We start from the raw sequence: 25,464 nt of genomic DNA, 5'->3' as shown, positions 1-25,464 counted from the left end.
GTGGAATCGTCAGTACTTGAGCAGGTCGGCGTTGTCGACGGAGGCCGATCGCCTCGTCCGGAAGATGGTCACGATGATGGCGAGACCGACGACGACCTCGGCGGCCGCGACGACCATCGTGAAGAAGGCGAACACCTGTCCGTGGAGGTTGCCGTGCATCCGCGCGAAGGTGACGAAGGCCAGGTTGGCGGCGTTGAGCATCAGTTCGACGCACATGAATACGACGATGGCGTTGCGGCGGACGAGAACTCCCACTGCGCCGATGGTGAACAGCAGTGCGGACAGGTAGAGGTAGTTCTCGGGGTTCATCGCCGATCCTTCCTCGCGTCGTCACCGGGTTCGCGCAGGCCGAGTTCGGTGTGGTCCCAGTCGCGTCCGATGCGGCCGAGCAGCTCACCGACAGACAGTTCCGAGAACGTTCCGTCCGGGAGCAGGGCCGGGACGTCGGCGGCGTTGTGGCGGGCATAGACACCCGCGGCCGGCAACGGAGTGACCCGCTCCCCTTCGCGGAACCGGCGTGCAGCGAGTTCGCGTTGGGTCTGCCTCGGCTGCAGTCGTTCCCGGTGGGCGAGCACCATCGCACCGACGGTGGCGGTGATGAGCAGGGCTCCGGTGAGTTCGAACGCCCAGACGTAGTCGATGAACAGCAGCACCGCCAGGCCCTCGACGTTGCCGCCGGCGTTGGCGGCGTCGAGTCCCGCGAAGCCGGAGACCGCGGTGTTCCCGATGCCACCGATGAGCATCGCCGCGAAGCCGATCGCCACGACGATCGCGAGAACACGCTGTCCCTTGATGGTTTCGACGAGGGAGTCGGCGGAGTCGATACCGACGAGCATGAGCACGAACAGGAACAGCATCATCACGGCGCCGGTGTAGACGACGACCTGCACCACACCGAGGAACAACGCGTCCTGCGCGATGTAGAAGACGGCGAGCACGATCATCGTCATGGCGAGGAACAGCGCGGAGTACACGGCCTTCGGGGCGACGACGACGCCGAGCGCCCCGAGAACCGCGACGGCGCCGAGGATCCAGAACTGCACGGCCTCCCCGGTGGAGGTCGTGGTGAGTTCGGCGGCGAGCAGGGCGGTGGTCACCGGCGCTCCTCCCCGTCGGCGGCGGCCGCGTGTTCCGGGACGGGGATCGTGCCCCGGTAGTAGTCCTCGTCGGTGGCGCCGGGAGCCATGGGATGCGGCGGTGGCTGCATCCCGGGTTCGAGGGGTGCGAGCAGGCGGTCCTTCTCGTAGATCATGTCGGTGCGGTTGTCGGAGGCCATCTCGTACTCGTTCGTCATCGTCAGCGCGCGGGTCGGGCACGCTTCGATGCACAGTCCGCAGCCGATGCACCGCAGGTAGTTGATCTGGTAGACGCGCCCGTACCGTTCGCCGGGCGAGTACCGCTCCTCGTCGGTGTTGTCGGCGCCCTCGACGTGGATGGCGTCGGCCGGGCACGCCCACGCGCACAGTTCGCAGCCGATGCACTTCTCGAGTCCGTCCGGATACCGGTTGAGCTGGTGGCGTCCGTGATAGCGGGGTGCGGTGGGTCTCTTCTGCTCCGGATACTGCTCGGTGTTGGGCTTCTTGAACATCGTCGTGAGCGTCACACCGAAACCGGCGAGCGGGCCGCGGAATTCGACCATCACGATCCTCCTGGGGGACGACCCGCCGGGGCGGGCGGACTCGATCGGGTGCTCGACCGAGCAGGTAGTGGTGGCACGGGGAAGCCTCCGGCCATGGCGTCGAACTCCTCGTCGCCGCCGGCGGGTGGTTCCGTCGCCTGTGCGATGCGCCGGGTCCGCCGCCCTTGCAGGGTGAGGTAGGCGAACAGCAAGGCGGTGAACAGCACCCCGGCGACGATGAGGCTCGCGGTGCCGGGCAGGACGTCGTCGGTGTCGAGGATGCGCAGCGCGGCCACGATCATCACCCACACCACCGAGACGGGGATGAGCAGTTTCCAGCCCAGGGCCATGAACTGGTCGTAGCGCAGTCGCGGCAGGGTGCTGCGCAGCCACACGAAGACGAACAGCACGACCCACACCTTGATCACGAACCACAGCAGCGGCCACCAGCCCGAGTTCGCGCCGCTCCACAGCGTCAGCGGCCACGGCGCGTGCCAGCCGCCGAGGAACAGGGTGGTCGCGAGCGCGGAGACGGTGACCATGTTGACGTACTCCGCGAGCATGAACATCGCGAACCGCAGCGACGAGTACTCCGTGTGGAAACCGCCCACGAGTTCGCCCTCGGCCTCGGGCAGGTCGAAGGGAGCCCGGTTGGTCTCCCCCACCATCGACACCGAGTACACCAGGAAGGACGGCAGCAGCAGCACGACGAACCACAGGTCGTTCTGCGCGGCGACGATGCCCGAGGTCGACATCGTGCCCGCCTGCAGGAAGACCGCGGCGAACGCGAGTCCCATCGCGATCTCGTAGGAGATGACCTGCGCGGTCGAGCGGAGGCCACCGAGCAGCGGATAGGTCGAACCCGAGGCCCAGCCGGCGAGCACGATGCCGTAGACGCCGACGGAGGTGATCGCCAGGACGTAGAGCACCGCGACGGGAAGATCGGTCAGCTGCAACGGCGTCCGGTTCCCGAAGATCGACACCTCCGGCCCGAAGGGGATGACCGCGAACGCCATGAACGCCGGGGCCGTCGCGATGATCGGGGCGAGCATGTAGATCGGCTTGTCCACCCCGGTCGGGATGATGCCTTCCTTGAGCGCGAGCTTGAGGCCGTCGGCGACGGTCTGGAACAGTCCCTTCGGTCCCACCCGGTCGGGTCCGACCCGCATCTGCATCCAGGCCATGATCTTGCGTTCGGCGAGGATCATCACGAGGGTGGTCAGCACGAGGAACGCGAAGATCGCCACGGCCTTCGCGAGGACGAGCCACCAGGGGTCGATGCCGAACATCGACAGGTCCACGGGTTGGGTGGTGACGCTCATCGCGGATCCTCCTCGGCCGATCCGGAACCCGTCGTGGCGGCGGCCCGGATCCGCACCACATCACCGGCGGTGACGCCGAGATCGACGTGCACCATCGATCCCGGAGAGGCGGTGGGCAGCCAGACGACGCGGTCGGGCAGGTCGTCGACCACCAGCGGCAGAGTGATCGAGCCGCGCTCGGTGGAGACGGTGAGCGAATGATGGTCGGCGGCGCCGATCTCCGCGGCAGTCGCGGCCGACAGACGGGCGACGGGTTCGTGCGCCGTTCCGGCGAGGTGCGGTTCGTCGTCCTGCAATCGGCCCGCGTCGAGGAGCATCCGCCAGGTGGCGAGGACCGCTTCCCCGAGAACGGGACGTCGTGGAGGTCGCGGGGACACTCCCGGCGATTCGGGAACGGTGCCCGTCCATCGTCCGAGTTCCGCGAGTTCGTGACGCAGGGTCTGGACGTCGTGGGGACCCGGATCGGCGAGGCCGGCGTCGAGGTCCATCGCGTCGGCGATCGCCGCGAGCACCCGGTGGTCGGGCAGTGCTCCGGTGTCGCGGAGCGCGATCGGGAAGGCACGTTCGCGTCCCTCCCAGTCGAGGAAGCTCCCGGCCTTCTCGACCACCGGCGCGACGGGGAAGACGACGTCGGCGCGGTCGGTCACCCCGCTGCGTCGCACTTCCAGACTCACGACGAAGCCGGCACCGTCGAGACCGGCGAGTGCGGCATCGGGATCGGGCAGGTCGGCGGGGTCGACGCCGGCGACCACGAGCGCACCTATTTCACCCTCGGCGGCCGCAGTGAGGATGGCGGCGGTGTCGCGACCCGGTTCCGTCGGCAGGGTGCCGGCCGGGAGACCCCACGCCGACTCCGTCTCGCGCCGGGCCTGCGGGTCGCCGACCGGACGGCCGCCGGGGAGAAGTGTCGGGAAGGCGCCGGCTTCGAGGGCTCCGCGATCACCGGCGCGGCGCGGGATCCACGCGAGGCGGGCTCCGGTCTCGTCGGCGAGGACCGCGGCGGCGGACAGCGTGCCGGGCGAGGCTGCGGCCCGCTCCCCCACCAGCACGATCGCACCGGGAGCCCGGAGCGCGGCCGCGGCGTCGGCGGATGCGCCGGTGCGGATCGCGTCGAGCGCGCGTGCCTCGTCGCCCGGGACGCACTGTTCGACCCGCCCCGACAGCTTGTGGACGCTGCGCGAGGCGAACGGTGCGATCGTGAAGACCTGCAGCCTGTTCCGCCGGACCGCCGTGCGCAGCCGCAGGAACACGATCGGCGACTCCTCCTCCGGCTCGAATCCGACGAGGAGCACCGCGGGCGCGCGGTCGAGGTCGCGGTAGGTGACGTCGAGACGCCGTCCGGCGACCCTCGAGGCGAGGAAGTCCGTCTCCTCCTCCGACAGGGCTCGGCTACGGAAGTCGATGTCGTTGGTGCCGAGCGCCGTTCGCGCGAACTTCGCGTACGCGTAGGCGTCCTCGACGGTGAGCCGGCCACCGGTGAGGACCGCGGCTCTGCCGTGCGCCGCCGCCAGCCCGCGCGCAGCGACGCCGAGCGCCTCGATCCACGATGCGGGAACGAGCGCTCCGGTGTCGTCGCGGACGAGCGGCGTGGTGAGGCGGTCGTCGGCGGTGGCGTAGGTGAACGCCCAGCGTCCCTTGTCGCAGTTCCATTCCTCGTTGACCTCGGGGTCGTCCCCGGCGAGTCGGCGCAGCACGGCTCCACGACGATGGTCGGTGCGCTGGGCGCAGCCGCTCGCGCAGTGTTCGCACACACTCGGCGTGGAGACCAGATCGAACGGGCGGGCGCGAAACCGGTAGGCGGCGCCGGTGAGCGCGCCGACCGGACAGATCTGGACGGTGTTGCCGGAGAAGTACGACTCGAACGGTTCCTCGGTGTAGATGCCGACCTGCTGCAGCGCCCCGCGGTCGAGCATCTCGACGAACCGGTCGCCCGCGACCTGGTCGGCGAAGCGGGTGCACCGCGCGCACAGCACGCAGCGTTCGCGGTCGAGGAGCACCTGCGAGGAGATCGCAATGGGTTTCGGGTAGGTGCGTTTGGTGTCCTCGAAGCGGGACTCGGCGCGTCCGTTGGACATCGCCTGGTTCTGCAGCGGGCACTCGCCGCCCTTGTCGCATACCGGACAGTCGAGCGGATGGTTGATGAGCAGCAGTTCCATCACGCCGCGCTGGGCCTTGTCGGCCACCGGTGAGGTGAACTGGGTGCGCACGACCATCCCGTCGGTGACCACCGAGGTGCACGAGGCGAGCGGTTTGCGCTGGCCCTCGACCTCGACGAGGCACTGGCGGCACGCACCGACCGGTTCGAGCAGCGGGTGGTCGCAGAACCGCGGGATCTGGACCCCGATCAGTTCGGCGGCGCGGATCACGAGAGTGCCCTTGGGCACGGCGATCTCGGTGTCGTCGATGGTGACGTTCACGAGGTCGGTGGTCTCGGACTTCTCCGCACCGGCACCGGACACTGCGGTCATCGCTCGCCTCCTTCCGCGGGGGCGTCGGCGGCGAGCGTCGACAGGTGCGGGTCGAACGGGCAGCCGCCGTGCTCGAAGTGGGCGACGTATTCGTCGCGGAAGTACTTCAGTGACGACGTGATCGGGCTGGTCGCGCCGTCACCGAGCGCGCAGAACGCCCGGCCGAGGATGTTGTCGGAGATGTCGAGCAGCTTCTCCAGATCGGCCTCGGTGCCCCGGCCGTGTTCGAGCCGCTCGAGGATCTGCACGAGCCACCAGGTGCCCTCGCGACACGGGGTGCACTTGCCGCACGATTCGTGGGCGTAGAACTCGGTCCAGCGCAGCACCGTGCGGACGACGCAGGTGGTCTCGTCGAAGATCTGCAGGGCCCGGGTCCCGAGCATCGACCCGGCGGCGGCGACGTTCTCGTAGTCCAGGGGGACGTCGAGGTGTTCGTCGGTGAAGATCGGGGTCGACGAACCACCGGGTGTCCAGAACTTGAGCCGGTGGCCGACCCGCACACCTCCGGCGTAGCCGAGCAGCTCACGCAGCGTGATGCCGAGCGGGGCCTCGTACTGGCCGGGGGTGGTGACGTGCCCGGAGAGCGAGAACATCGCGAATCCCGGTGATTTCTCGGTGCCCATCGAGCGGTACCAGTCCACTCCGTTGCGGATGACGAGCGGGACGTTCGCGATGGATTCGACGTTGTTGACCACGGTCGGGCATGCGTACAGCCCGGCGACGGCGGGAAAGGGCGGGCGCAGGCGTGGTTGGCCGCGCCGACCCTCGAGGGAGTCGAGCAGTGCCGTCTCCTCACCGCAGATGTACGCGCCCGCACCGGCGTGGACGACGAGTTCGAGGTCGTATCCGGAGCCGAGGATGTCGCGTCCGAGACAGCCGGCCTCGTAGGCCTCCGCGACCGCGGCGTGCAGACGCCGCAGGACCGGGACGGCTTCTCCCCGCAGGTAGATGAACGCGTGCCGGGCGCGGATCGCGTAGGCGGCGATGATCACGCCTTCGACGAGGGCGTGCGGGGTGGCCAGCATGAACGGGATGTCCTTGCAGGTGCCCGGCTCGGATTCGTCGGCGTTGACGACGAGATAGTGCGGCTTGTCGTCGCCCTGCGGGATGAAGGACCACTTGGTTCCGGTGGAGAATCCGGCGCCGCCGCGACCGCGGATCCCGGAATCCTTGACTGCGGCGATGACCGCATCCGGGTCCATGCCGAGCGCGATGGGCAGGGCTTCGTATCCACCGTGCCGCCGGTAGGCGTCGAGGGTCCACGCCTGTTCCTCGTCCCAATAACGGGTGAGTACGGGGGTCAGACCCGTCGGCGATTTCCCGACGGCGACGACGGCCTCGTCCTTCTCCGGTGGTTCCGGTGCCCGCATGTCGTGCTTGCGGGCGACCTCGAGCCCGGCGAGGGAGGCCGGCCCGGCGGTACCGGCGGCCTCGAGCGCACCGGGCCGGTCGTCGGGGATCCCCGCGAGCAGGCGTGCGGTGTCGCGGAAGTTGCGCAGCGGGGCGCCGCGCGTCGGTGCGGGTGTGCCGCCGGCGAGCAGGTCGTCGACGAGTTCGATCGCGGAGTCGACAGTGCGATTGTCGAACAGTTCCCAGTCGACGGTCATCACCGGGGCGTAGTCGCACGCCGCGTTGCATTCGATGTGTTCGAGGGTGATCGCGCCGTCGGCGGTGGTCTCGTCGTGTCCGATGCCGAGCCGGGTGCACAGGGCGGAGAAGATCTCGTCGCCGCCCATCGTCGCGCACAGCGCGTTCGTGCACACCCCGACGTGGTGGCGGCCGGTCGGCGAGCGGCGGTACATGGTGTAGAAGGTCGAGACGGCCGCGACCTCGGCGCCGGTGAGCCCGAGCCGCCGGGCGCAGAACTCGATGCCGGCCGGCGTGATGTACCCGTCCTCCGCCTGCACGAGGTGCAGCAGCGGCAGCAGCGCCGATCGTGGCTGCGGGTAGCGCGCGACGATCCGGTCGGCGTCGGCGTCGAGACGGGCACGCACGTCGTCGGGATAGCGGCGCGGTGCGTCAGGTGGGGTGAGATAGGTGTCCTCGTCGGGTCGCGGCCCGAGCGGCACGAGGACTGGTTCGCCTCCGGCCGGTTCGGTCATCGGCACGGCGGTGGTGGTCTCGCTCGTGGCCGCGGTGCCGGTGGTCTCCGCGCCCGCAGCCCGCACGAATTCGGTGCTCATCGGTCCACTCCCCCCATCACCGGGTCGATGCTGGCGACGGCAGCGATCACGTCGGAGACCATGCCGCCCTCGCACATCGCCGCGACGGCCTGCAGATTCGTGAACGACGGGTCGCGGTAGTGCACGCGGTACGGGCGTGTGCCGCCGTCGCTGACCATGTGGACGCCGAGTTCGCCGCGTGGCGATTCGACGCCGATGTAGACCTGTCCCGCCGGGACACGTATGCCTTCGGTGACGAGCTTGAAGTGGTGGATCAGACCCTCCATCGACTCGCCCATGATGTGCCGGATGTGGTCGGGCGAGTTGCCGAGTCCGTCCGGTCCGAGCTGCAGTTTCGACGGCCAGGCGATCTTGCCGTCCTGGACCATCACCGGTCCGGGGCGGAGCCGGTCGAGGCACTGTTCGACGATCTTCAACGATTCGTGCATCTCCCCGATCCGGACGAGATAGCGCGCGTAGCAGTCGGATCCCTCGGCGGTGACGACGTCGAACTCGTAGGTCTCGTAGCCGCAGTAGGGTTCGGCGCGGCGCAGGTCGTAGGGCAGTCCGGTGGACCGTAGGATCGGTCCGGTGATCCCGAGGGCCATGCAGCCGGTGAGGTCGAGGCAGCCGATGTCGCGGGTGCGTGAGATGAAGATGGGGTTGTCGGTGAACAGGGCTTCGAGATCGGCGAGCCGGCCGGGTAAAAGGGCGAGCAGGTCGCGGATCATCGGCACGGCTTCGTCGGGCAAGTCCTGGGACAGTCCGCCGGGCCGGATGTAGGAGTGGTTCATCCGCAGTCCGGTGATCGTCTCGAAGACGTCGAGGATCAGTTCGCGTTCGCGGAAACCGAACAGCATCGGGGTGGTCGCGCCGAGTTCCATGCCACCGGTGGCCAGCGCCACCAGGTGCGAGGAGATGCGGTTGAGTTCCATGAGCATCACCCGCACGACCTGCGCGCGTTCGGGGACGAGATCCTCGATGCCGAGCAGCTTCTCGACGCCGAGGCAGTAGGCCGTCTCGTTGTGGAACGGGGCGAGGTAGTCCATGCGAGTGACGAAGGTGACGCCCTGCGTCCAGTTGCGGAATTCGAGGTTTTTCTCGATTCCGGTGTGCAGATAGCCGATTCCACATCGGGCCTCCGTGACGGTCTCGCCGTCGATCTCGAGGATCAGGCGCAACACTCCGTGGGTGGATGGGTGCTGGGGGCCCATGTTGACGACGATGTGGTCCTCGCCGCTGTCGCGTACGGCAGCGGTGATGCCGTCCCAGTCGCGTCCGACGGCGTCGAAGACGGTCTCGGTCGCGGGTTCGCTCGTCACGTGTACGCCCTCCGTTCGTCGGGTGGCGGGACCCGGGCGCCCTTGTACTCCACCGGGATGCCGCCGAGAGGGTAGTCCTTGCGTTGGGGATGTCCGTGCCAGTCGTCGGGCATCTCGATGCGGGTGAGCGCAGGGTGCCCGTCGAAGACGATTCCGAAGAAGTCGTAGGTCTCGCGCTCGTGCCAGTCGTTCGTCGGGTAGGTGCGGTAGAGCGAGGGGACGTACGGGTCGCTGTCGGGGATCGCGACCTCGAGCCGTATCCGACGGTTGTGGGTGATCGAGACGAGCGGATACACCGCGTGCAGTTCGCGGCCCGTCTCCTGCGGGTAATGCACCCCGCTGACCCCGAGGCACAGCTCGAAGCGGAGGTCCGCATGGTCGCGCAGGGTGCGGGCCACGAGCGGCAGATGTTCGCGGCGGACGAAGACGGTCAGCTGGTGGCGGTGCGCGACGACCTTCTCGACCGCCTGGGCATAGCCGACGCCGGTGTCGCCGGATTGCTCGTCGAGGACGTCCTCGAGCGTGTCGACGAGGTCGTCGAGGTACCCGCCGTAGGGTCGCTCGGTGCTGCCGGGCGGCGTCACCCGGCGCACGAGGCGGCCGTAGCCGCTGGTGTCACCGGATCCACGCACCCCGAACATGCCGCGTCGGACGGCGATCACCTCGTCGGCGCGGTCGTCGTGGTCGGATCCTGTCCGTTCGAGATCGGTCATCGCGGCGGCACCGTCAGTTCGATGAGGGGACGTTGGGCCAGGGCCGCTTCCTCGGCGGCGCGGATCGCCTCGGCCCGGTTCACACCCAGGGGCATCTGCGCGATCTTCTCGTGCAGCATGAGGATGGCGTGCAGGAGCATCTCGGGCCGGGGCGGGCAGCCCGGAAGGTAGATGTCGACGGGGACGACGTGGTCGACCCCCTGAACGATCGCGTAGTTGTTGAACATGCCGCCAGACGAGGCGCACACGCCCATCGCGAGCACCCACTTCGGTTCGACCATCTGGTCGTAGACGCGGCGCAGGGCGGGAGCCATCTTCTGGCTGACTCGGCCGGCGACGATCATGACGTCGGCCTGTCGCGGGGAGGCCCGGAAGGCCTCCATACCGAAGCGGGCGATGTCGTAGCGGCCACCGGCGGTGGCCATCATCTCGATGGCGCAGCACGCGAGCCCGAAGGACGCCGGCCACAAGGAGCCCTTGCGCGCGAAACCGGCCAGGGTCTCGACGGTGCTGAGCAGAAAACCGCTGGGGACCTTCTCCTCGATGCCCATCGCCCGTCACCTTCCCCGGAATCGGACCGGACGCCCGGTCGTTTGTCGTCCGCTCTCGTAACCCGTTCGCTTGCAGGACATCCCGTCGTACACGCGGGTCGTCAGTCCCATGTCAGGCCTCCTCGTTTCCACTCGTAGGCGTAGGCGACGAAGACGTTGAACATGAACAGCGCCATCGCCGCCAGACCGAAGACGCCGAGCGCGTCGAAATGGACCGCCCACGGGTACAGGAAGACGATCTCGATGTCGAAGATGATGAACAGCATCGCGGTGAGGTAGTACTTCACCGGGAAGCGGCCACCTCCCACCGGCTGAGGTGTGGGGTCGATACCGCACTCGTACGCATCGAGCTTGGCGCGGTTGTATCGGCTCGGGCCCGCGAGGCTCGCCACCGCGACGGAGAAGACCGCGAAGGCAAGCGCGATGCCACCGAGTACCAGGATCGGTACGTAAGCGTTCATGCGACCTCCGGTTGCTTGCGCGAATCCGGCCGCGGGTCTGCTCGTCGCCCGCGAACCCACCCCCGCCGTGCACCGGGCGGTTCCGTCCCGGCCCAGGGTTGTGAGTCACGGCACACACTAGTGCTGTTCGCGTCGGACTTGTCGCGATTTCACGCCCTCGATTCGGGGCGGCGTGTCGGGCTGCTCGACAACGGGAAGGAGGGTAGATTTTCCGGCCCCACATACGAGTTCGCGGCCGGGCGGTCGCGCGTCGGAAGGGTCAGGAGGGGCGGGAGCGAGGGGTGAGCAGCGCGAGGACCTGCCGGCCGAGCCGAATCGGGTCGACGGGATGACGCAGCGCCACCTCGGCGCCCGACCAGCGGGCGAGCCATTCGTCGTCGGCCCGGGCGATCAACACGATGATCGGCGGGCACGAGTCGAGTTCGTCCTCGAGTTGTTTCGCGAGGCCCATGCCGCCCGCGGGGGCGGCCTCACCGTCGAGCACGGCGAGGGCGATGTCGCCGGCGTGCATGCGTTCGACGACGACCGGCGGTGTCGCGACCTCGACGTAGTCGAGTGGAGGCAGATCCGGGTGCAGCCGGGTACCGAGGGCATCACGAACCTGTTGCCGCACGGTCGCATCGTCGCTGTAGACGAGGATGCGCAGCGAGTCGGTCACGGGCAAGATGCTAACCGAGCACACCCGCCCGTCCGGGGAACCCGCGTGTCGCGGCGGCGCCGCGACGTCGGCGGGCCGGGACGAGCTCAGGATCCACTACCGAGCGGATGCCACCGCTCGCGGATCTCGGGACGGATGGCCGTCTCCGTCTCGTTGTCGTGGATGATCGAGGCGGGCGCGATCATCAGGTGCGCCAGCACGATGCACGCGCCGGTGAGCATGGCGAATGCGGCACCGATCAGATACGACGCGGTGAACACCGCAGCCAGGAATCCGATCGTGAGCATTCCCGTGAGCGCGATGATCGCGAGAATCCGCCGGTTCGAGCGTGGCATCGAATCGGACCTCTTATCCGTGGATGCAACCATGAGCATCTCCGTTCCTCCCCGGAACGACGCATCCGGTACCCCCGCATCCACTCATCGTTCCCGGTCGACGAATCGTCGGTGATGAGCGAACCCCCGCGGTGGCCGAGTGCGGCCGTCCCCTTTCCCGCTCGGGACGTGAGCGGTTTCGATAACAGAATACTATCAAATGTGACATCCGTCTCGTGATCTGTTTGTGGGACATCACGAAGTTGCGGACGGCCCGGAAATCTGCCGATAACCGGCATCCCCTTCAGAAGGTTAGGCTCACCTCTCGAACCGGTCCGATCAGTGAGAGGTATCCATGAAATTTCTGTCCCCGCGCCGCCTCGGGTCACGCGCGGTAGTCGCGCTCGCCGCCGCCGTCGCACTCACCGCCTGCTCGTCCGGCAGTGTCGACAACTCGAACGGTTCTCCGACGGGCGACTTCGAACCCGTCGCGATCGAGCACGCACTGGGCACCGCCGAGATCGACGCGCAGCCCGAAAGGGTCGTCACGCTCGGGATGGGTTCGGCCGAGACGGCGATCGCACTGGGTGTCACCCCAGTGGGGATGGAGGAATATCCCTGGGGCAGCGACGAAACCGGATATCTGCCCTGGATCCACGAGGAACTGACCGAACGCGGCGAGCCGCTGCCCGAGCAGTTCACCGGTGGCGCCGAGGTGGACGTCGAGGCGATCGCCCGACTCGCCCCGGACGTCATCCTCGCGCCGTGGTCGGGCATCACGCAGGAGCAGTACGACCTGCTGTCGGCGATCGCCCCGACCGTCGCCTACCCCGAACTGCCCTGGACGATCACCTGGCAGGACCAGATCGAGACCATCGGCACCGCACTCGGCAGGCACGACGAGTCGCTGGATCTGATCACGGGGATCGATGACACCTTCGAACGCACCGCGGCGGAGCATCCCGAATACGCCGGGGTGACGTTCTCGTATATCTACAACACCGGCCCCAGCACGCTGGGCGTGTTCATGCCCGACGAGCAGCGCGTGGCGATGGTCCGCGGACTCGGGCTGACGGTCGACCCGGTCGCGGAGACGCTCGAGGAGACCGAGGGCACCGACTCGGCGGTCATCGGGCTCGAGAACGCCGGACTGCTGAAGGACTCGGATCTGATCTTCACGTTCTATTCCGACCCGGCGAACCGCGCGGAGATCGAATCGCAGGCCGTCTACCAGCAAATTCCGGCGATCGCGCGCGGCTCGCTCGTCGCGCCGGAGGAACAGCCGTTCGTCACGGGATCGTCGATGATCAATCCGCTCACCGTGCCGTGGTCGATCGACCGCTACGTCCCGCTCGTCGACGAGGCGATCGCGAAGCTCGACCGCTGAGCCGGACGCACCGGTGGTGCGCCCGGCTCTCGGGCGTCACCGCCGGTGCGCGAGCCTGCGGACCATGAGATCACCGATCGACTGCATGATCTGCACCATCACGATGAGGACGACCACCGCGAGCAACAGCACCGGCGTGTTGAACCGCTGGTAGCCGTAGACGATCGCGAAGTCGCCGAGACCGCCACCACCGATGACACCGGCCATGGCCGAATAGCCCACCAGCAGCACGAGGGTGAGGGTGGCACCGGCGATCAGCGGGGACAGCGCTTCGGGCAGCAGCACCTTGCGCACGATCTGCGCGTTGGTGGCCCCCATCGCCTGGGCCGCCTCGACCCGGCCCCGGGGCACCTCCCGCAAAGCGGATTCGACGATCCGGCCGAAGAACGGGATGGCACCGATGGTCAACGGCACGATCGCCGCGGTCGGCCCGATCGCGGTACCCACGATGAAGCGGGTGAACCCGATCAGCGCGATCAGCAGGATGAGGAAGGGCAGCGACCGGAAGAGGTTGACGATCACGCCGAGGACGGTGTTGAGCGTCCTGCGCGGCCACAGTCCGGACGGGGACGTCAACTGCAACACGATTCCGACCAGCACACCACCGACGACGGTGAGCACGAAGGACACCGCAACCATGTAGAGCGTCTCGAGGGTGGCTTCCCACACCTCCGGGAAGGCGTCGTACCACTGCAGTTTGTTCATCGCGCCTGCACCGTCATTCCGTGAGTCCCTCCAATTCGGCTTCCGTCCCCCACGCCAGGCTCAGATACGGGCGTTCGGCCACGAACCCCTCGATGAGTGCCCGATCGGTACCCGCCGTGAACCGAAGGCGCATCCGGCCCACGGTGACGCTGCCGACCTGTTCGACCCGGCCGCCGACCACAGCGATGTCGGCGTCGATCGCGCGGATCATCTCCGCGAGCCACGGTCCGTGCGCGGCATCACCGATCGCGGTGACCAGAGCCGTGTCGGCACCCGAACCCGTCGACGGGTCGGTGCCGACCGGGACGAGCGCATGCCCGAGCGCCGACTCGGGATCGGCGACGAGATCGACGATCCGGCCCGTCTCGACCACCTGTCCGGCGGCGAGCCGAGCTGCCGAGCTGCAGATCCGGCGCAGCACCCCGAGTTCGTGGGTGATCACCACGACCGTGACGCCCAGTCGTCTGTTCACCTCGGCGACGAGATCGAGGACCTGATCGGTGGTGTCCGGGTCCAGGGCGCTCGTGGCCTCGTCGCACAGCAGTACCTCGGGTTCGACGGCGAGTGCGCGGGCGATGCCCACGCGCTGCTGCTGTCCACCGGACAGCTGCGAGGGATAGCTCTCCCCCTTGCCGGCCAGGCCGACGAGATCGAGCAGCTCGAGCGCCCGCTTGCGGCGCTGTTCCTTGTCGATCCCCGCCACTTCGAGCGGGAATTCGACGTTCCGGATCACGGTGCGCGAGTGCAGTAGGTTGAACTGCTGGAAGACCGTCCCGATCCGGCGACGCGCCGCTCGCAGTTCCGCGCCGGACAGGGTCGACAGGTCGTCCCCGCCGAGCAGGATCCGTCCCGAGGTAGGCCGCTCGAGCAGGTTCAGACAGCGCAGAAGGGTGGACTTGCCGGATCCGGACGGGCCGACGATGCCGTAGATCTCGCCGTCGGGGATCTCGAGCGACACCCCTCGCAACGCCGCGACCTCCCCGGAGCGCCCGGCTCCGGGGAAGGTCTTGACGAGGTTCTCGACGACGATCATCAGTTCGTCGAGTGGACCGGCAGCACGGCGCCGGAGTAGGTCTCCTCGATCCAGGCAGCCGTCTCGGGCGACTCGAGGGCCTCGGCCAGCGCGGTCACTGCCGGGTCGTTCTCGTTCTCGGCCCGCACGACGAGCAGGTTGGAGAAGGGGTTGTTCTCGACCTCTTCGGTGACGATGGCGTCCTCGGCCGGGTTCAGGCCGGCTTCGAGCGCGTAATTGGAGTTGATCACGGCAGCGGTGATCTGCGCGTCGTCGAGCTGACGGGCGAGCTGCGGACGCTCGATGCTGACGAGGTTCAGGTTCTTCGGGTTGGCGGTGATGTTCGATTCGGTGACCACCGACAGGTCGGCCTCCTCGAAGGGCACGTCCATCTCGAGCAGACCGGCCGATTCGAGCAGGTACAGCGCGCGGGCGTAGTTGGTGGTGTCGCGCGGCACGGCGACAGTGTCGCCGTCCTTCAGCTCGTCGAGCGAGGCGATCTTGTTCGAGTAGAGGCCGATGGGCTCGAGGTGCACGTCGGCGACGGCGACGAGGTCGTCGATACCCTTCTGCTTCTGCCAGTCCGTCAGGTAGGGCTCGTGCTGGAAGAAGTTCGCGTCGACGTCACCGGCCTCGAGCAGTTCGTTGGGATCGACCTCCCCGGTGATCTCGACGATGTCGAGCTTGTAGTCGCCCAGCGCCCCGGTGCTCACGATCTGGTCGAGGATCTCAACGTGCGGGGTGGACGACGCCGAGATCCGGAGGGTGGTGTCGTCACCTTCGGACGACGAGCAGGCCGCGAGACCCGCAGCGAGGGTGAGCGCGGCGGACGCGACGACGATACGACGCAGTGACATCGGGTGGATACCTTCCGTTGGGAATGCGGGGACGTTGGAAATACGGGGACGTTGGAAATACGGGGACGGACAGATCGATTATCGGGGTGCGGCGAAGCGGGCGAGGAGATCCGCGTGAAAACGCTCCGCCACGTTCGGATGTGCCCGCAGGCGGGACTTGAGTGCGTTGAGGCCGTAGACGGCGTGCAGCGTGCCGCCGTGTGCGTCGGGGCCGACGCCGCGGGCGGCCGCGGCCAGATCTGCGGGCAACCCCACCGCCGGGAGTTCGCGGTCGAGACCGGGATTGAGGAAGAAGGGCAGCGACACGCGGTCGGTGCCCGCCGGGGGCGGCAGCACACGATGGACGGTCGCCTGGAGGTAACCGCCGGTGGCGACCTCGAGGAGTTCTCCGATGTTGACGATGAAATGCCCTGGGAGCGGGTCGATGTCGACCCAACGTCCGTCGCGTTCGACCTGGAAGCCGGTGCTGCCGGGTTCGGGATACAGCAACGTCAGCGCGCCGACGTCCTTGTGGCTGCCGACCCCTTGATCGGTGACCGAGCGGTCGTGCCCGGGATACCGCGCGATCTTCAGCAGCGGGTCGGGATCGGCGAAGGCGTCCTCGAAGTGATCGGCGGGGGCACCGAGGGATTCGGCCCATGCACCGAGCAGTCGGCGTCCGACGTTGCCGGCCTCGTCGATCCACCGCAGGGCCAGTTCGCGCAGTCGGGGGACCTGCTCGGGCCACAGATTGGGGCCGTGCAGCACCTCCCAGGGGCGGTCGGGGTCGACCTCGGCGACGGCATCGCGTTCCGGGCCGATGTCGAGTTGTTCGCGCCAGTCGACATAGCCCTGGGTGCGTTCGCCACCGACACGGGTGTAACCGCGGAAGTGGGGCGAGCGGATGTTCTCGATCGCGAGCTTGTCCGCCTCGGGGAGGGCGAAGAATTCGCGTGCCGCCGCGACGAGCCCGTCGGCGAGCGCGGGCTCTATCCCGTGACCGGCGAGATGGAAGAACCCGATCTCGTGGGTGGCCTCCCGGAGGCGATCGAGCAGGGCGTTGCGTGTGGTGTCGTCGCCGTCGAGATCGGACAGATCGATGACGGGCAATACTGTCGAATCGGACATGATGTGCCTTTCGAACCGCATCGGATGCGAGGAATTCCCGGTCACCGCCGGATCGTCGGTCACAGCGGACCCAGGGGAATCGTGAGAGCAGTGCGAGCAGCCCCGACGGGGGTGATCAGCGGCAACGACAACACGCAGGAGCCACGGCGCTTCGAGCGCGTGTGCTCACAGTCTGCGCGTGAGTGTTGCCCATGTTCTCCTCCGATGAGGTCGCGTGCGACCTTCGACGACAGTGGCGCCACGACGTGGTCCTGATCAAGGCTAATCGCCGCCTGGACCACCCGGCAAATCATCCTCGACCGGCAGTGCGACACCATTGACAGCAGGCTGTCGTTTTGTCAGCATACTGTCATGACCGAAACAGTTCACGTCGCCGTGTACGACACCCTGGCGGACTGGGAGATCGGATACGTCACGCCACATATCGCAGATCCCGAGTGGCAGCGCAGCCCCGGCCGGTACCGCGTCCGTACCGTCGGAGCCACGACGGAACCGGTCACGACCAAGGGCGGACTCCGCATCCTTCCCGACGCCGTGCTCGCAGACATCACGCCGGAGGACAGCGCGATGCTGATCCTCGCGGGCAACGACATCTGGCCGACCGACGCCTACGCCCCGTTCGTCGACAAGACCCGGCAATTCCTCGACGCCGGCGTTCCGGTGGCCGCGATCTGTGGCGCGACCGGAGCGCTCGCGGCTGCCGGCCTGCTCGACGAGCGGCCGCACACGAGCAACGCTCCAGAATTCCTGCAGAGCGTCGGATACGGTGGCGCCGATCTGTACCGGGACGAACCCGCGGTCACGGACGGCGATCTCATCACCGCGAGCGGCATCGCCCCGGTCGACTTCGCCCGCGCGATCTTCACCCGGCTCGACATGTACGAACCGCGCGTCCTCGACGCCTGGTACGCCCTCTACGGCGAGCGCGACCCGCGCGGCTACTACGAACTCATGTCCTCCGGCTCGTGACGGAGCAGAACGCGGCCGAGCAGCACCCGGCGGAGGCCGAACTGCTCAGCGCGGCCGCACTGACGGCCTTCCGGCTCAACGGCCAGTTTTTCGCGCTGGCCGAGACCCTGGCGCGTCCGGTGGGCCTGACCGCGGCCTGGTGGCAGGTCCTCGGCGCGGTCTCCTCCGCTCCGCTGCCGGTGTCCGCGATCGCCCGCGAGATGGGCATCACCCGGCAGAGCGTGCAGCGCATCGCCGATCTCCTCGTCGACAAGGGCCTGGCGGAGTACCGGCCCAATCCGGCGCACCGTCGCGCCAAGCTCGTCGCGATGACACCGGCCGGTCGCGACGCGATCCGTGCCATCGGCCCCGCTCACGCCGACGCCGCGCGGGCACTGTGCGAGGAGACCGGATCCGAGAACCTGGCGCGGATCGTGGAGGGCATGCGCGCGCTGTCGGCCGCCCTCGACCGATCGGCCGATCAGCTCCCCGACGGACGACGCGGCGGGAAGTGACGGATGAGCCCTTCCTGCACGACGGTCGCGACGAGTTCGCCCTCGATGGTGAAGTAGCGTCCCGTCGCCATACCACGGGAACCGGCCGCTACCGGGGATTCCGTGGCGTACAGGTGCCATTCGTCGAAGCGGAGCGGACGGTGGAACCAGATCGAATGGTTGACCGTCGCCGCCACGATCCGGTCGAGTCCCCACGACAGGCCGTGCGTGGTGAGGATCGAATCGAGGACGGTCGTGTCGGACGCGTAGGCCAGCGTGGCGACGTGGAGCAGCGGATCGTCGGGCAGTTGCCCGTCGGCGCGCATCCACACGCGGTTGTGGCCGAGCTTCTCCCCCGTTCCCCGCAACACCCAGGCGGGGTCGTTGGCGTACCGCATGTCGATCGGCTTGAGCGCGCCGACGAAATGCGGCAACTGCTCCTCGAAGCCGCGCAGGCGTTCGCCGATCGGCGGAAGCGCTTCGGGCAGGGGAACATCGGGAACGGTCACCGAGTGTTCGAGGCCTTTGCCCCACCGCTGGAAGGCGGCGAGCATGACGAACAGTTCCTGGTCGTCCTGGTAGGCGGTGACCATCCGGTTCGCGAAGTCGCGGCCGTCCCGGTGGGTGACGACGTGGTAGTCGATGGGCCGCTTGACGTCGCCGCCCCGGATGAAATGGGCGTTGATCGCGTGCACAGGACGATCACCCACGGTGCGTCCGGCCGCAATGAGCGCCTGCGCGACGAGCTGACCGCCGAAGGTGCGGCTGCCGACCTGCTCGGGATGACCACCACGGAAGACGTTCTCCTCGACCTGCTCCAGATCGAGGAGGCCGAGGAGAACGTCGAGATCCGTTGTGTCCGACAGTGTCACCGGGTGTCTTTCTCACCCAACCGGTGCACGTGGATGAGGTTGGTCGAACCCGAGCGTCCCGGAGGCGCTCCGGCGACGATCACCACGAGGTCGCCGCGCTGGTACCGGCCCAGCGACAGCAACGCCGCGTCGACCTGTTCGACCATCTGGTCGGTGGTGTCGACCGGCTCGACCGAGAAGGTCTCGGTGCCCCACGTCAGCGCCAGCTGGTTGCGGATGTGCGGGACGGGCGTGAACGCGAGCAGCGGCAGCGGGGTGTGCAGCCGCGCGAGTCGTCGCACGGTGTCGCCCGACTGGGTGAACGCGACGAGCGCCTTGGCGTCGAGACGCTCGCCGATGTCGCGGGCGGCGTACGAGATGACACCGCGCTTGGTGCGCGGAACGTGCGTCAGCGCAGGCACTTCCGTCGAATCCGACTCGACGGCGGCAATAATGCGCGCCATCGTGCGGACCGTTTCGACGGGGAACTTGCCGACGGAGGTCTCACCCGAGAGCATCACGGCGTCGGTGCCGTCGAGCACGGCGTTGGCCACGTCGGAGGCCTCGGCGCGAGTGGGACGCGAGTTCTCGATCATCGATTCGAGCATCTGCGTCGCGACGATGACGGGCTTGGCGTTCTCACGTGCTATCTGGATCGCGCGCTTCTGCACGAGCGGTACTTGCTCGAGCGGAAGTTCGACGCCGAGGTCGCCGCGCGCCACCATGACCGCGTCGAAGGCGAGGACCACGGCCTCGAGATTCTCGACGGCCTCGGGCTTCTCGAGCTTGGCGATCACCGGCACGTGCCGCCCGACACGGTCCATGACCTCGTGAACGAGTTCGACGTCGGCCGGCGACCGCACGAACGACAGGGCGATGAAGTCGACACCGAGGCGCAGTGCGAACTCGAGATCCTCGATGTCCTTCTCCGACATGGCCGGAACGGAGACGTTCATCCCCGGCAGGGAGACACCCTTGTTGTTGCTGACGGGTCCGCCCTCGATGACGCGGCAGACGACGTCGTTGCCCTCGACCGCCTCGACGACGAGACCGACCTTGCCGTCGTCGACGAGCAACCGGTCGCCGGCGACGGCGTCCTGGGCGAGTTCCTTGTAGGTGGTCGAGACGCGGTCGTGGTCTCCGACCACGTCGTCGACGGTGATGCGGACCACTTCACCGTGTTCCCACACGGTGCGGTCCTCGGCGAATCGTCCGAGCCGGATCTTCGGCCCCTGGAGATCGGCGAGGATACCGACGGCGTGCCCGGAGGCCTCCGACGCAGCGCGGACCCGGTTGTAGTGGCCCTCGTGGTCGGCGTGTTCACCGTGGCTGAAATTCAGGCGGGCGACGTCCATTCCGGCGTCGACGAGATTCCGCAGGACATCGGGGTCGGCGGTGGCCGGCCCCATAGTGCAAACGATCTTGGTGCGTCGGGTCACGCTTCGAGCCTAGCCTCCGAGCCTGCGACCCTCCATCCCAGCACCCCGGTGCGTGTCGCCGGGGTGCCGATGGGACGGAGACGTCGGGATGTCACGGACGGAGCTGGCGTCCGTTCTTGTCGCGGACCTTGCCGGTGAGCATGAGGATGCCGTCGATCAGCGGCCAGATGCCCCCGATACCGCAGGTGAGCCAGGTGACGGCGATCTGCGCGACCGCCGTGCCCGGCTGGTCGAGGTAGAAGCGTCCGGCACCGAAGGCGCCGAGCAGGATCCCCAGCACACCTGCGGTGACCTTGCTCTTGTCGGAGTACGGCTCGCCGGTGTAGGGATCGCGTCCGAAGGGCGCTGCGGCGTCGTGACCGTACGGGTTCGACGGGTCGGGGTAGCCGTAGGCCGGCATCACCCCGTAGCCGGGCGGCGGACCGTATCCCTGTCCGCTCTGCGGAGGCGGTCCGTAACCCTGCCCGCCCTGCGGAGGCGGGCCGTAACCCTGCCCGCCCTGCGGAGGCGGACCGTAACCCGGCTGCTGCGTTCCCTGCGGACCGGTGTACCGGCCCTGCGACGGGTCCTGCTGCGGGGACCCGATCGGGTAGTGCGGGTCGGGTGTCCCGTAGACCGGTCCGGTGCCGGTCTCGGGCCGGCCCTGATGCTCGCCGTAGGGGTAGTCGCCCGGGGACGGATAGTCGGACTCGTGCTCGGCCGGCGGCGGGTAGCTGGGCGTGGTCCCCCAGCCCGGTCCGTTGCCGACACCCGAGTAGGTGTCCCATCCCGGTCCCGGAGTGCCGGTGGCGCCACCGAGGGAGTCGAGTGTGGGCGGTTGAGCGGACAACGAGGCCTGCGCGGTGGCGTCGTAGTCGAACGCGCGTCCGAGATCGGGCGGCGGGGTGTGCTCGCTCTCCGAGGACCGCTCCGGCGTGTCGGCGCCGGAGGCGGACTCGCTCCGCTTCGTCAGGTCGGGCTGGGCAGGCTCCGTCTTGTCGGGCTCCGGCTTGGCAGGCTCCGAATCGGATGCTCCCGAAGCTCCCGGGTCCTGTCTGGTCACGAGTGATCCCCTTTGCTGTCTCCGGACGTCGCTTCGTCGACTCTACCGGCGGCGGACGACGAGCTGTCCGACTCCGCATCCGCCGACTCCGAAGTGGGCGCGGCCTCGTCTGCGCCCGCCCCGCCCTCGCCCTGCGCGGCCGGCTCTCCCCCGGCGCCCGCGGCGGCGGGGTTCAGCGACGCGGGGTCCTCGCGGCCCTTGCGGGCGAGGACGAAGTAGGCGACCGCGAGCACGAACACGATGCCCGAGGTGAACGAGTTGATCCGGATACCCGCGATCTGGGTCGCCGCGTCGGTGCGCATGAGCTCGATCCAGAACCGGCCCGCGCAGTACCCGGCCACGTAGAGGGCGAACAGGCGTCCGTGGCCGATCGTGAACTTCCGGTCGACGAACACCAGCAGCAGCACGACGGCGAGGTTCCACAGCAGCTCGTAGAGGAAGGTCGGGTGCACGACGAAGGCCACCTCGCCGGTGGACACGCCGTCGACCAATCCTGGCGCGACCTGCCCTGCGTCGTTGCGCCGTTCGTAGATCTCGAGTCCCCACGCCACCGTGGTCTCGCGACCGTAGAGTTCCTGGTTGAACCAGTTGCCGAGGCGTCCGATGGCCTGCGCCAGCAGGATCGCCGGGGCGAGAGCGTCCCCGAAGGCCGGCAGCGGGATCCCCCGCCGACGGCACCCGATCCACGCACCGAGCGCACCGAAGGCGACCGCACCCCAGATGCCGAGGCCACCCTCCCAGATCTTCAGGGCGTCGACCGGGTCGTTGCCGTCTCCGAAGTACTTCTGCCAGTCGGTGGCGACGTGGTAGAGCCGCCCACCGATCAGGCCGAAGGGCACCGCCCACACGGCGATGTCGAGGACGGTGCCGGCCTGTCCGCCGCGCGCGACCCAGCGGCGGTCGCCCCACCAGATCGCCACGACGATCCCGACGATGATGCACAGGGCGTAGGCGCGGAGGGCGAACGGTCCGAGATACCAGACGCCCTGCGGCGGACTCGGCAGATAGGCCAGAACGGACGCAGTAGATGTCACGAGTGCACGTTAGCGGAGCGAACGCCCTTCGCGAGATCCCGAGTCAGTGCGAGCAACGCGTCGGGCCCTTCGGCGACGGCGGAGACCAGCGCCGAACCGACGATCACGCCGTCGGCGTAGCCCGCGATCTCCGCGGCCTGGGCACCGTTGCGCACACCGAGACCGACACCGACCGGGATGTCGGAGTGCGTGCGCACCCGGGCGACGATCTCCGGCGCGCGGTTGTCGACGCTGTCGCGGGCGCCGGTGACACCCATGGTCGAGGTGGCGTAGACGAAGCCGCGGCACTTGTCGAGGGTGGTCGCGAGGCGCTCGTTGGTCGACGACGGTGCGACCAGGAAGATCCTGCCGAGTCCGTACTTGTCGGCCGCGGCGATCCATTCCTCCGCCTCGTCCGGGACGAGGTCGGGGGTGATGATGCCGAGTCCACCCGCGGCCGCGAGGTCGCGCGCGAAGTTCTCGACACCGTACTTGAGCACGAGGTTCCAGTAGGTCATCACGACCGCGGCGCCGCCGGCGGCGGTGATCGCCTCGACGGCCGGGAAGACGTCGCGGACCCGGACGCCGTTGGCGATCGCTTCGAACGCCGCGTTCTGGATGGTGGTGCCGTCCATGACCGGGTCGCTGTACGGGATGCCGACCTCGATGAGATCGCAGCCGCCCTCGACGAGCGTCTTCATCGCCTCGACGGAGCGCTCGACGGTGGGATAGCCGACCGGCAGGTAACCGACCAGTGCGGCGCGGTTCTCGGCGCGGCAGGTCGCGAAGATCTCGGTCAGGCGTTCGTGCGGGGCGCTCACTGGGCTGCTCCTTCGGGGCCGGTCCGGTCGGCGGACTCGTCGGTCGGCAGGTAACCGAACCACTTGGCGGCGGTGTCGACGTCCTTGTCCCCGCGGCCGGAGAGGTTGACCAGGACGATGGCGCCCTTGCCGAGTTCGGGGCCGAGCTCGACGGCACCGGCGACGGCGTGGGCCGACTCGATAGCGGGGATGATGCCCTCGGTGCGGCACAACAACGCGAAGGCCTCCATGGCCTCACTGTCGGTGACGGCGCGGTACTCGGCCCGGCCGGTGTCGGCGAGCCAAGCGTGTTCGGGGCCGACGCCGGGATAGTCGAGCCCCGCGGAGATCGAATGCGATTCGATGGTCTGGCCGTCCTCGTTCTGCAACAGGTACGAGAACGCGCCGTGCAGAGCACCGTGAGTGCCGCCGCCGATGGTGGCGGCGTGCCGTCCGGTCTCCACCCCGTCTCCCCCGGCCTCGCAGCCGACGAGCTTGACGGACGGGTCGTCGATGAACGGGTGGAAGATGCCGATCGCGTTCGATCCGCCGCCGACGCAGGCGACGACGGCGTCGGGCAGGCGACCGGTGAGTTCGCGGATCTGTGCGCGGGCCTCGAGGCCGATGATGCGCTGGAAGTCGCGGACCATCGCCGGGAAGGGGTGCGGGCCGGCGGCGGTGCCGAAGCAGTAGTAGGTGTTGTCGGCGTTGGTGACCCAGTCGCGCATCGCCTCGTTGATCGCGTCCTTGAGGGTGCGCGAGCCGGTCTTGGCGGCGATGACCTCGGAGCCGAGCAGACGCATGCGCGCGACGTTGAGGGCCTGCCGTTCGGTGTCGACCTCGCCCATGTAGACGCGGCATTCGAGACCGAGCAGCGCGCATGCGGTGGCGGTGGCGACGCCGTGCTGGCCGGCGCCGGTCTCGGCGATCACGCGGGTCTTGCCCATGCGCTTGGCGAGCAGCACCTGCCCGAGCACGTTGTTGATCTTGTGCGAGCCGGTGTGGTTGAGATCCTCGCGCTTGAGGAAGATGCGCGCTCCGCCGGCGTGTTCGCTCAAGCGGGTGGCCTCGTAGACCGGGGACGGGCGGCCGGTGTAGTCGCGCTGCAGGCGGTCGAGTTCCGCGAGGAAGCCCGGATCGACGCGTTCCTTCTCGTAGGCAGCGGTGACCTCCTCGATCACCGCCATGAGCGCCTCGGGCACATAGCGGCCACCGAAGACTCCGAAATGGCCGCGGACGTCGGGTTCGTGCGCGGTCGGAGTGGCGAGGGCTTCGCTCATCGAGGGAAGCCCTCGGCCTTTGGCGGAAAGTGCGGAATCGTCTGCAGTCACGCGTCCAGTCTGCCCCACCACGCGATGCGGATCACGTGGGGGTCCGGACCGGCCGGGACGGTCAGCGTGCGGGCTTGGGGCACGACGGATGCGTGCCCACCGTCACCAGTTCGGCGACTGCCTGGCGCGGATCCCCACTGGTCACCAGTCCCTCTCCGACGAGCACCGCGTCGGCGCCGGCACCCGCGTACGCGAGCAGATCGGCCGGGCCGCGGACACCGGATTCGGCGATCTTGAGCACGTTGCTGGGCAGGCCCGGCGCGATGCGCGAGAAGGTCGTCTTGTCGACCTCGAGGGTCTTGAGGTTGCGGGCGTTGATGCCGATGACGGTGGCGCCGGCCTCGAGGGCACGGTCGGCCTCCTCCTCGGTGTGCGCCTCGACCAGCGCGGTCATGCCGAGCGACTCGACGCGGTCGATCAGCGCCGTCAGGACGGTCTGCTCGAGGGCCGCGACGATGAGGAGCACGATGTCGGCGCCGTGTGCCCGCGCCTCGTGGATCTGGTAGGGACCGACCACGAAATCCTTGCGCAGTACGGGAATACGGACAGCGCGACGGACGGCGTCGAGGTCGGCGAGGCTGCCGTGGAATCGGCGTTCCTCGGTGAGAACGCTGATGGCGCGAGCGCCTCCGGACTCGTACGCTGCTGCGAGCTCGGCAGGATCGGCGATGTCGGCGAGAGCACCCTTCGAGGGGCTGGCACGCTTCACTTCGGCGATGACCGCGATGCCCGGTTCGCGCAGCGCGGCCTTGGCGTCGATCGGTGGGGGCGCGGCTGCGGCGGCAGCCTTGACGGACGCGAGATCGAGGGCCGCCTCACGGGCGGCGACGTCTGCTCGCACTCCTTCGAGAATCGAATCGAGAACTGTCATCGTGGCTCGAGTCCTTTC

The 25,464-nt window shown here is 68.5% G+C and carries 26 protein-coding genes; 3 read left to right on the top strand and 23 right to left on the bottom strand.

The genetic code is table 11. The annotated features are described in order from the left end of the window. Positions 1-9 precede the first annotated feature (9 nt). The 12 genes from nuoK to NVV99_RS14545 all read right to left on the bottom strand — a co-directional run bounded on the left by nuoK (position 10) and on the right by NVV99_RS14545 (position 11,610). Positions 10-309, bottom strand: coding sequence for an NADH-quinone oxidoreductase subunit NuoK (nuoK, locus tag NVV99_RS14600; protein WP_016935375.1), 300 nt, complete (start codon positions 307-309; stop codon positions 10-12). Further along, a complete protein-coding gene (locus tag NVV99_RS14595; protein ID WP_024101194.1) occupies positions 306-1,097 on the bottom strand; it encodes an NADH-quinone oxidoreductase subunit J in 792 nt (263 codons plus the stop codon). The genes nuoK and NVV99_RS14595 overlap by 4 nt, the downstream gene beginning before the upstream one ends. Continuing rightward, positions 1,094-1,639, bottom strand: coding sequence for an NADH-quinone oxidoreductase subunit NuoI (gene nuoI, locus NVV99_RS14590; protein WP_024101195.1), 546 nt, complete (start codon positions 1,637-1,639; stop codon positions 1,094-1,096). The genes NVV99_RS14595 and nuoI overlap by 4 nt, the downstream gene beginning before the upstream one ends. Next, on the bottom strand, positions 1,639-2,940 hold the full coding sequence (gene nuoH / locus NVV99_RS14585; RefSeq protein ID WP_024101196.1) for an NADH-quinone oxidoreductase subunit NuoH: 1,302 nt from the start codon (positions 2,938-2,940) through the stop codon (positions 1,639-1,641). The genes nuoI and nuoH overlap by 1 nt, the downstream gene beginning before the upstream one ends. Continuing rightward, positions 2,937-5,408 (bottom strand): NADH-quinone oxidoreductase subunit G, encoded by a 2,472-nt coding sequence (locus tag NVV99_RS14580; RefSeq protein WP_024101197.1) that lies wholly within the window; start codon positions 5,406-5,408, stop codon positions 2,937-2,939. Before NVV99_RS14580 ends, nuoH begins: the two co-directional genes overlap by 4 nt. Further along, the gene (gene nuoF, locus NVV99_RS14575; protein ID WP_080678463.1) at positions 5,405-7,591 is read right to left on the bottom strand and encodes an NADH-quinone oxidoreductase subunit NuoF; all 2,187 of its coding nucleotides are present in this window, start codon (positions 7,589-7,591) and stop codon (positions 5,405-5,407) included. The genes NVV99_RS14580 and nuoF overlap by 4 nt, the downstream gene beginning before the upstream one ends. Next, the gene (locus tag NVV99_RS14570; protein WP_024101199.1) at positions 7,588-8,892 is read right to left on the bottom strand and encodes an NADH-quinone oxidoreductase subunit D; all 1,305 of its coding nucleotides are present in this window, start codon (positions 8,890-8,892) and stop codon (positions 7,588-7,590) included. The genes nuoF and NVV99_RS14570 overlap by 4 nt, the downstream gene beginning before the upstream one ends. Further along, a complete protein-coding gene (locus NVV99_RS14565) occupies positions 8,889-9,605 on the bottom strand; it encodes an NADH-quinone oxidoreductase subunit C (RefSeq protein ID WP_024101200.1) in 717 nt (238 codons plus the stop codon). Before NVV99_RS14565 ends, NVV99_RS14570 begins: the two co-directional genes overlap by 4 nt. Further along, positions 9,602-10,156 carry an NADH-quinone oxidoreductase subunit B family protein gene (locus tag NVV99_RS14560; RefSeq protein WP_006554043.1) on the bottom strand — a complete coding sequence of 185 codons (555 nt, stop codon included), beginning with the start codon at positions 10,154-10,156 and terminating at the stop codon, positions 9,602-9,604. The genes NVV99_RS14565 and NVV99_RS14560 overlap by 4 nt, the downstream gene beginning before the upstream one ends. Before the next feature lie 101 nt (positions 10,157-10,257). Continuing rightward, positions 10,258-10,617 carry an NADH-quinone oxidoreductase subunit A gene (locus tag NVV99_RS14555; protein ID WP_016935086.1) on the bottom strand — a complete coding sequence of 120 codons (360 nt, stop codon included), beginning with the start codon at positions 10,615-10,617 and terminating at the stop codon, positions 10,258-10,260. A gap of 259 nt (positions 10,618-10,876) precedes the next feature. Continuing rightward, entirely contained in the window at positions 10,877-11,281 is a 405-nt protein-coding gene (locus NVV99_RS14550; protein ID WP_080678464.1) for a response regulator transcription factor, read from the bottom strand. Between the two features lie 80 nt (positions 11,282-11,361). Beyond that, on the bottom strand, positions 11,362-11,610 hold the full coding sequence (locus NVV99_RS14545) for a hypothetical protein (RefSeq protein WP_024101201.1): 249 nt from the start codon (positions 11,608-11,610) through the stop codon (positions 11,362-11,364). Positions 11,611-11,944: 334 nt separating this feature from the next. On the opposite strand from NVV99_RS14545, the gene NVV99_RS14540 reads away from it, so the two are divergent. Then, a complete protein-coding gene (locus NVV99_RS14540; protein ID WP_024101202.1) occupies positions 11,945-12,976 on the top strand; it encodes an iron-siderophore ABC transporter substrate-binding protein in 1,032 nt (343 codons plus the stop codon). A gap of 36 nt (positions 12,977-13,012) precedes the next feature. On the opposite strand, the gene NVV99_RS14535 is transcribed toward NVV99_RS14540, so the two are convergent. The 4 genes from NVV99_RS14535 to NVV99_RS14520 all read right to left on the bottom strand — a co-directional run bounded on the left by NVV99_RS14535 (position 13,013) and on the right by NVV99_RS14520 (position 16,657). Beyond that, positions 13,013-13,681, bottom strand: a complete 669-nt coding sequence (locus tag NVV99_RS14535; protein ID WP_016696053.1) for a methionine ABC transporter permease — start codon at positions 13,679-13,681, stop codon at positions 13,013-13,015. 13 nt (positions 13,682-13,694) lie between these two features. Beyond that, the gene (locus NVV99_RS14530) at positions 13,695-14,714 is read right to left on the bottom strand and encodes a methionine ABC transporter ATP-binding protein (RefSeq protein ID WP_006554050.1); all 1,020 of its coding nucleotides are present in this window, start codon (positions 14,712-14,714) and stop codon (positions 13,695-13,697) included. Next, positions 14,714-15,550 carry a MetQ/NlpA family ABC transporter substrate-binding protein gene (locus tag NVV99_RS14525; protein ID WP_019289697.1) on the bottom strand — a complete coding sequence of 279 codons (837 nt, stop codon included), beginning with the start codon at positions 15,548-15,550 and terminating at the stop codon, positions 14,714-14,716. The genes NVV99_RS14530 and NVV99_RS14525 overlap by 1 nt, the downstream gene beginning before the upstream one ends. A gap of 78 nt (positions 15,551-15,628) precedes the next feature. Further along, positions 15,629-16,657, bottom strand: a complete 1,029-nt coding sequence (locus NVV99_RS14520) for an isopenicillin N synthase family oxygenase (RefSeq protein ID WP_024101203.1) — start codon at positions 16,655-16,657, stop codon at positions 15,629-15,631. Between the two features lie 351 nt (positions 16,658-17,008). Here NVV99_RS14520 and NVV99_RS14515 point away from each other — a divergent pair, with 351 nt between their 5' ends. Both NVV99_RS14515 and NVV99_RS14510 read left to right on the top strand, forming a co-directional pair. Then, entirely contained in the window at positions 17,009-17,626 is a 618-nt protein-coding gene (locus NVV99_RS14515) for a DJ-1/PfpI family protein (protein ID WP_019289699.1), read from the top strand. Then, positions 17,623-18,120 (top strand): MarR family winged helix-turn-helix transcriptional regulator, encoded by a 498-nt coding sequence (locus NVV99_RS14510; protein ID WP_024101204.1) that lies wholly within the window; start codon positions 17,623-17,625, stop codon positions 18,118-18,120. Before NVV99_RS14515 ends, NVV99_RS14510 begins: the two co-directional genes overlap by 4 nt. Here the strand turns inward: NVV99_RS14510 and NVV99_RS14505 are convergent. The 7 genes from NVV99_RS14505 to trpC form a co-directional block, all read right to left on the bottom strand. Then, positions 18,087-18,971: an acyl-CoA thioesterase II gene (locus tag NVV99_RS14505; protein ID WP_006554055.1), complete on the bottom strand. Its 885-nt coding sequence runs from the start codon at positions 18,969-18,971 to the stop codon at positions 18,087-18,089. The genes NVV99_RS14510 and NVV99_RS14505 overlap by 34 nt on opposite strands. After that, positions 18,968-20,389, bottom strand: coding sequence for a pyruvate kinase (gene pyk / locus NVV99_RS14500; protein WP_006554056.1), 1,422 nt, complete (start codon positions 20,387-20,389; stop codon positions 18,968-18,970). The genes NVV99_RS14505 and pyk overlap by 4 nt, the downstream gene beginning before the upstream one ends. A 91-nt stretch (positions 20,390-20,480) precedes the next feature. Continuing rightward, the gene (locus NVV99_RS14495) at positions 20,481-21,431 is read right to left on the bottom strand and encodes a TM2 domain-containing protein (protein WP_024101205.1); all 951 of its coding nucleotides are present in this window, start codon (positions 21,429-21,431) and stop codon (positions 20,481-20,483) included. Further along, a complete protein-coding gene (lgt, locus tag NVV99_RS14490) occupies positions 21,428-22,465 on the bottom strand; it encodes a prolipoprotein diacylglyceryl transferase (protein ID WP_024101206.1) in 1,038 nt (345 codons plus the stop codon). The genes NVV99_RS14495 and lgt overlap by 4 nt, the downstream gene beginning before the upstream one ends. Then, positions 22,462-23,265, bottom strand: a complete 804-nt coding sequence (gene trpA, locus NVV99_RS14485; RefSeq protein ID WP_006554059.1) for a tryptophan synthase subunit alpha — start codon at positions 23,263-23,265, stop codon at positions 22,462-22,464. Before trpA ends, lgt begins: the two co-directional genes overlap by 4 nt. Next, on the bottom strand, positions 23,262-24,524 hold the full coding sequence (gene trpB, locus NVV99_RS14480; RefSeq protein ID WP_006554060.1) for a tryptophan synthase subunit beta: 1,263 nt from the start codon (positions 24,522-24,524) through the stop codon (positions 23,262-23,264). The genes trpA and trpB overlap by 4 nt, the downstream gene beginning before the upstream one ends. Before the next feature lie 112 nt (positions 24,525-24,636). Next, a complete protein-coding gene (gene trpC, locus NVV99_RS14475) occupies positions 24,637-25,446 on the bottom strand; it encodes an indole-3-glycerol phosphate synthase TrpC (RefSeq protein ID WP_016696041.1) in 810 nt (269 codons plus the stop codon). Positions 25,447-25,464: the final 18 nt, after the last annotated feature.

Origin of the sequence: Rhodococcus sp. PAE-6 (assembly GCF_025290685.1) — a bacterium.
In the GTDB taxonomy this organism is placed as follows: domain Bacteria; phylum Actinomycetota; class Actinomycetes; order Mycobacteriales; family Mycobacteriaceae; genus Rhodococcus; species Rhodococcus pyridinivorans.
The sequence above is the reverse complement of the archived record's forward strand: the minus strand, read 5'-3'. Positions and strand labels throughout refer to the sequence as shown.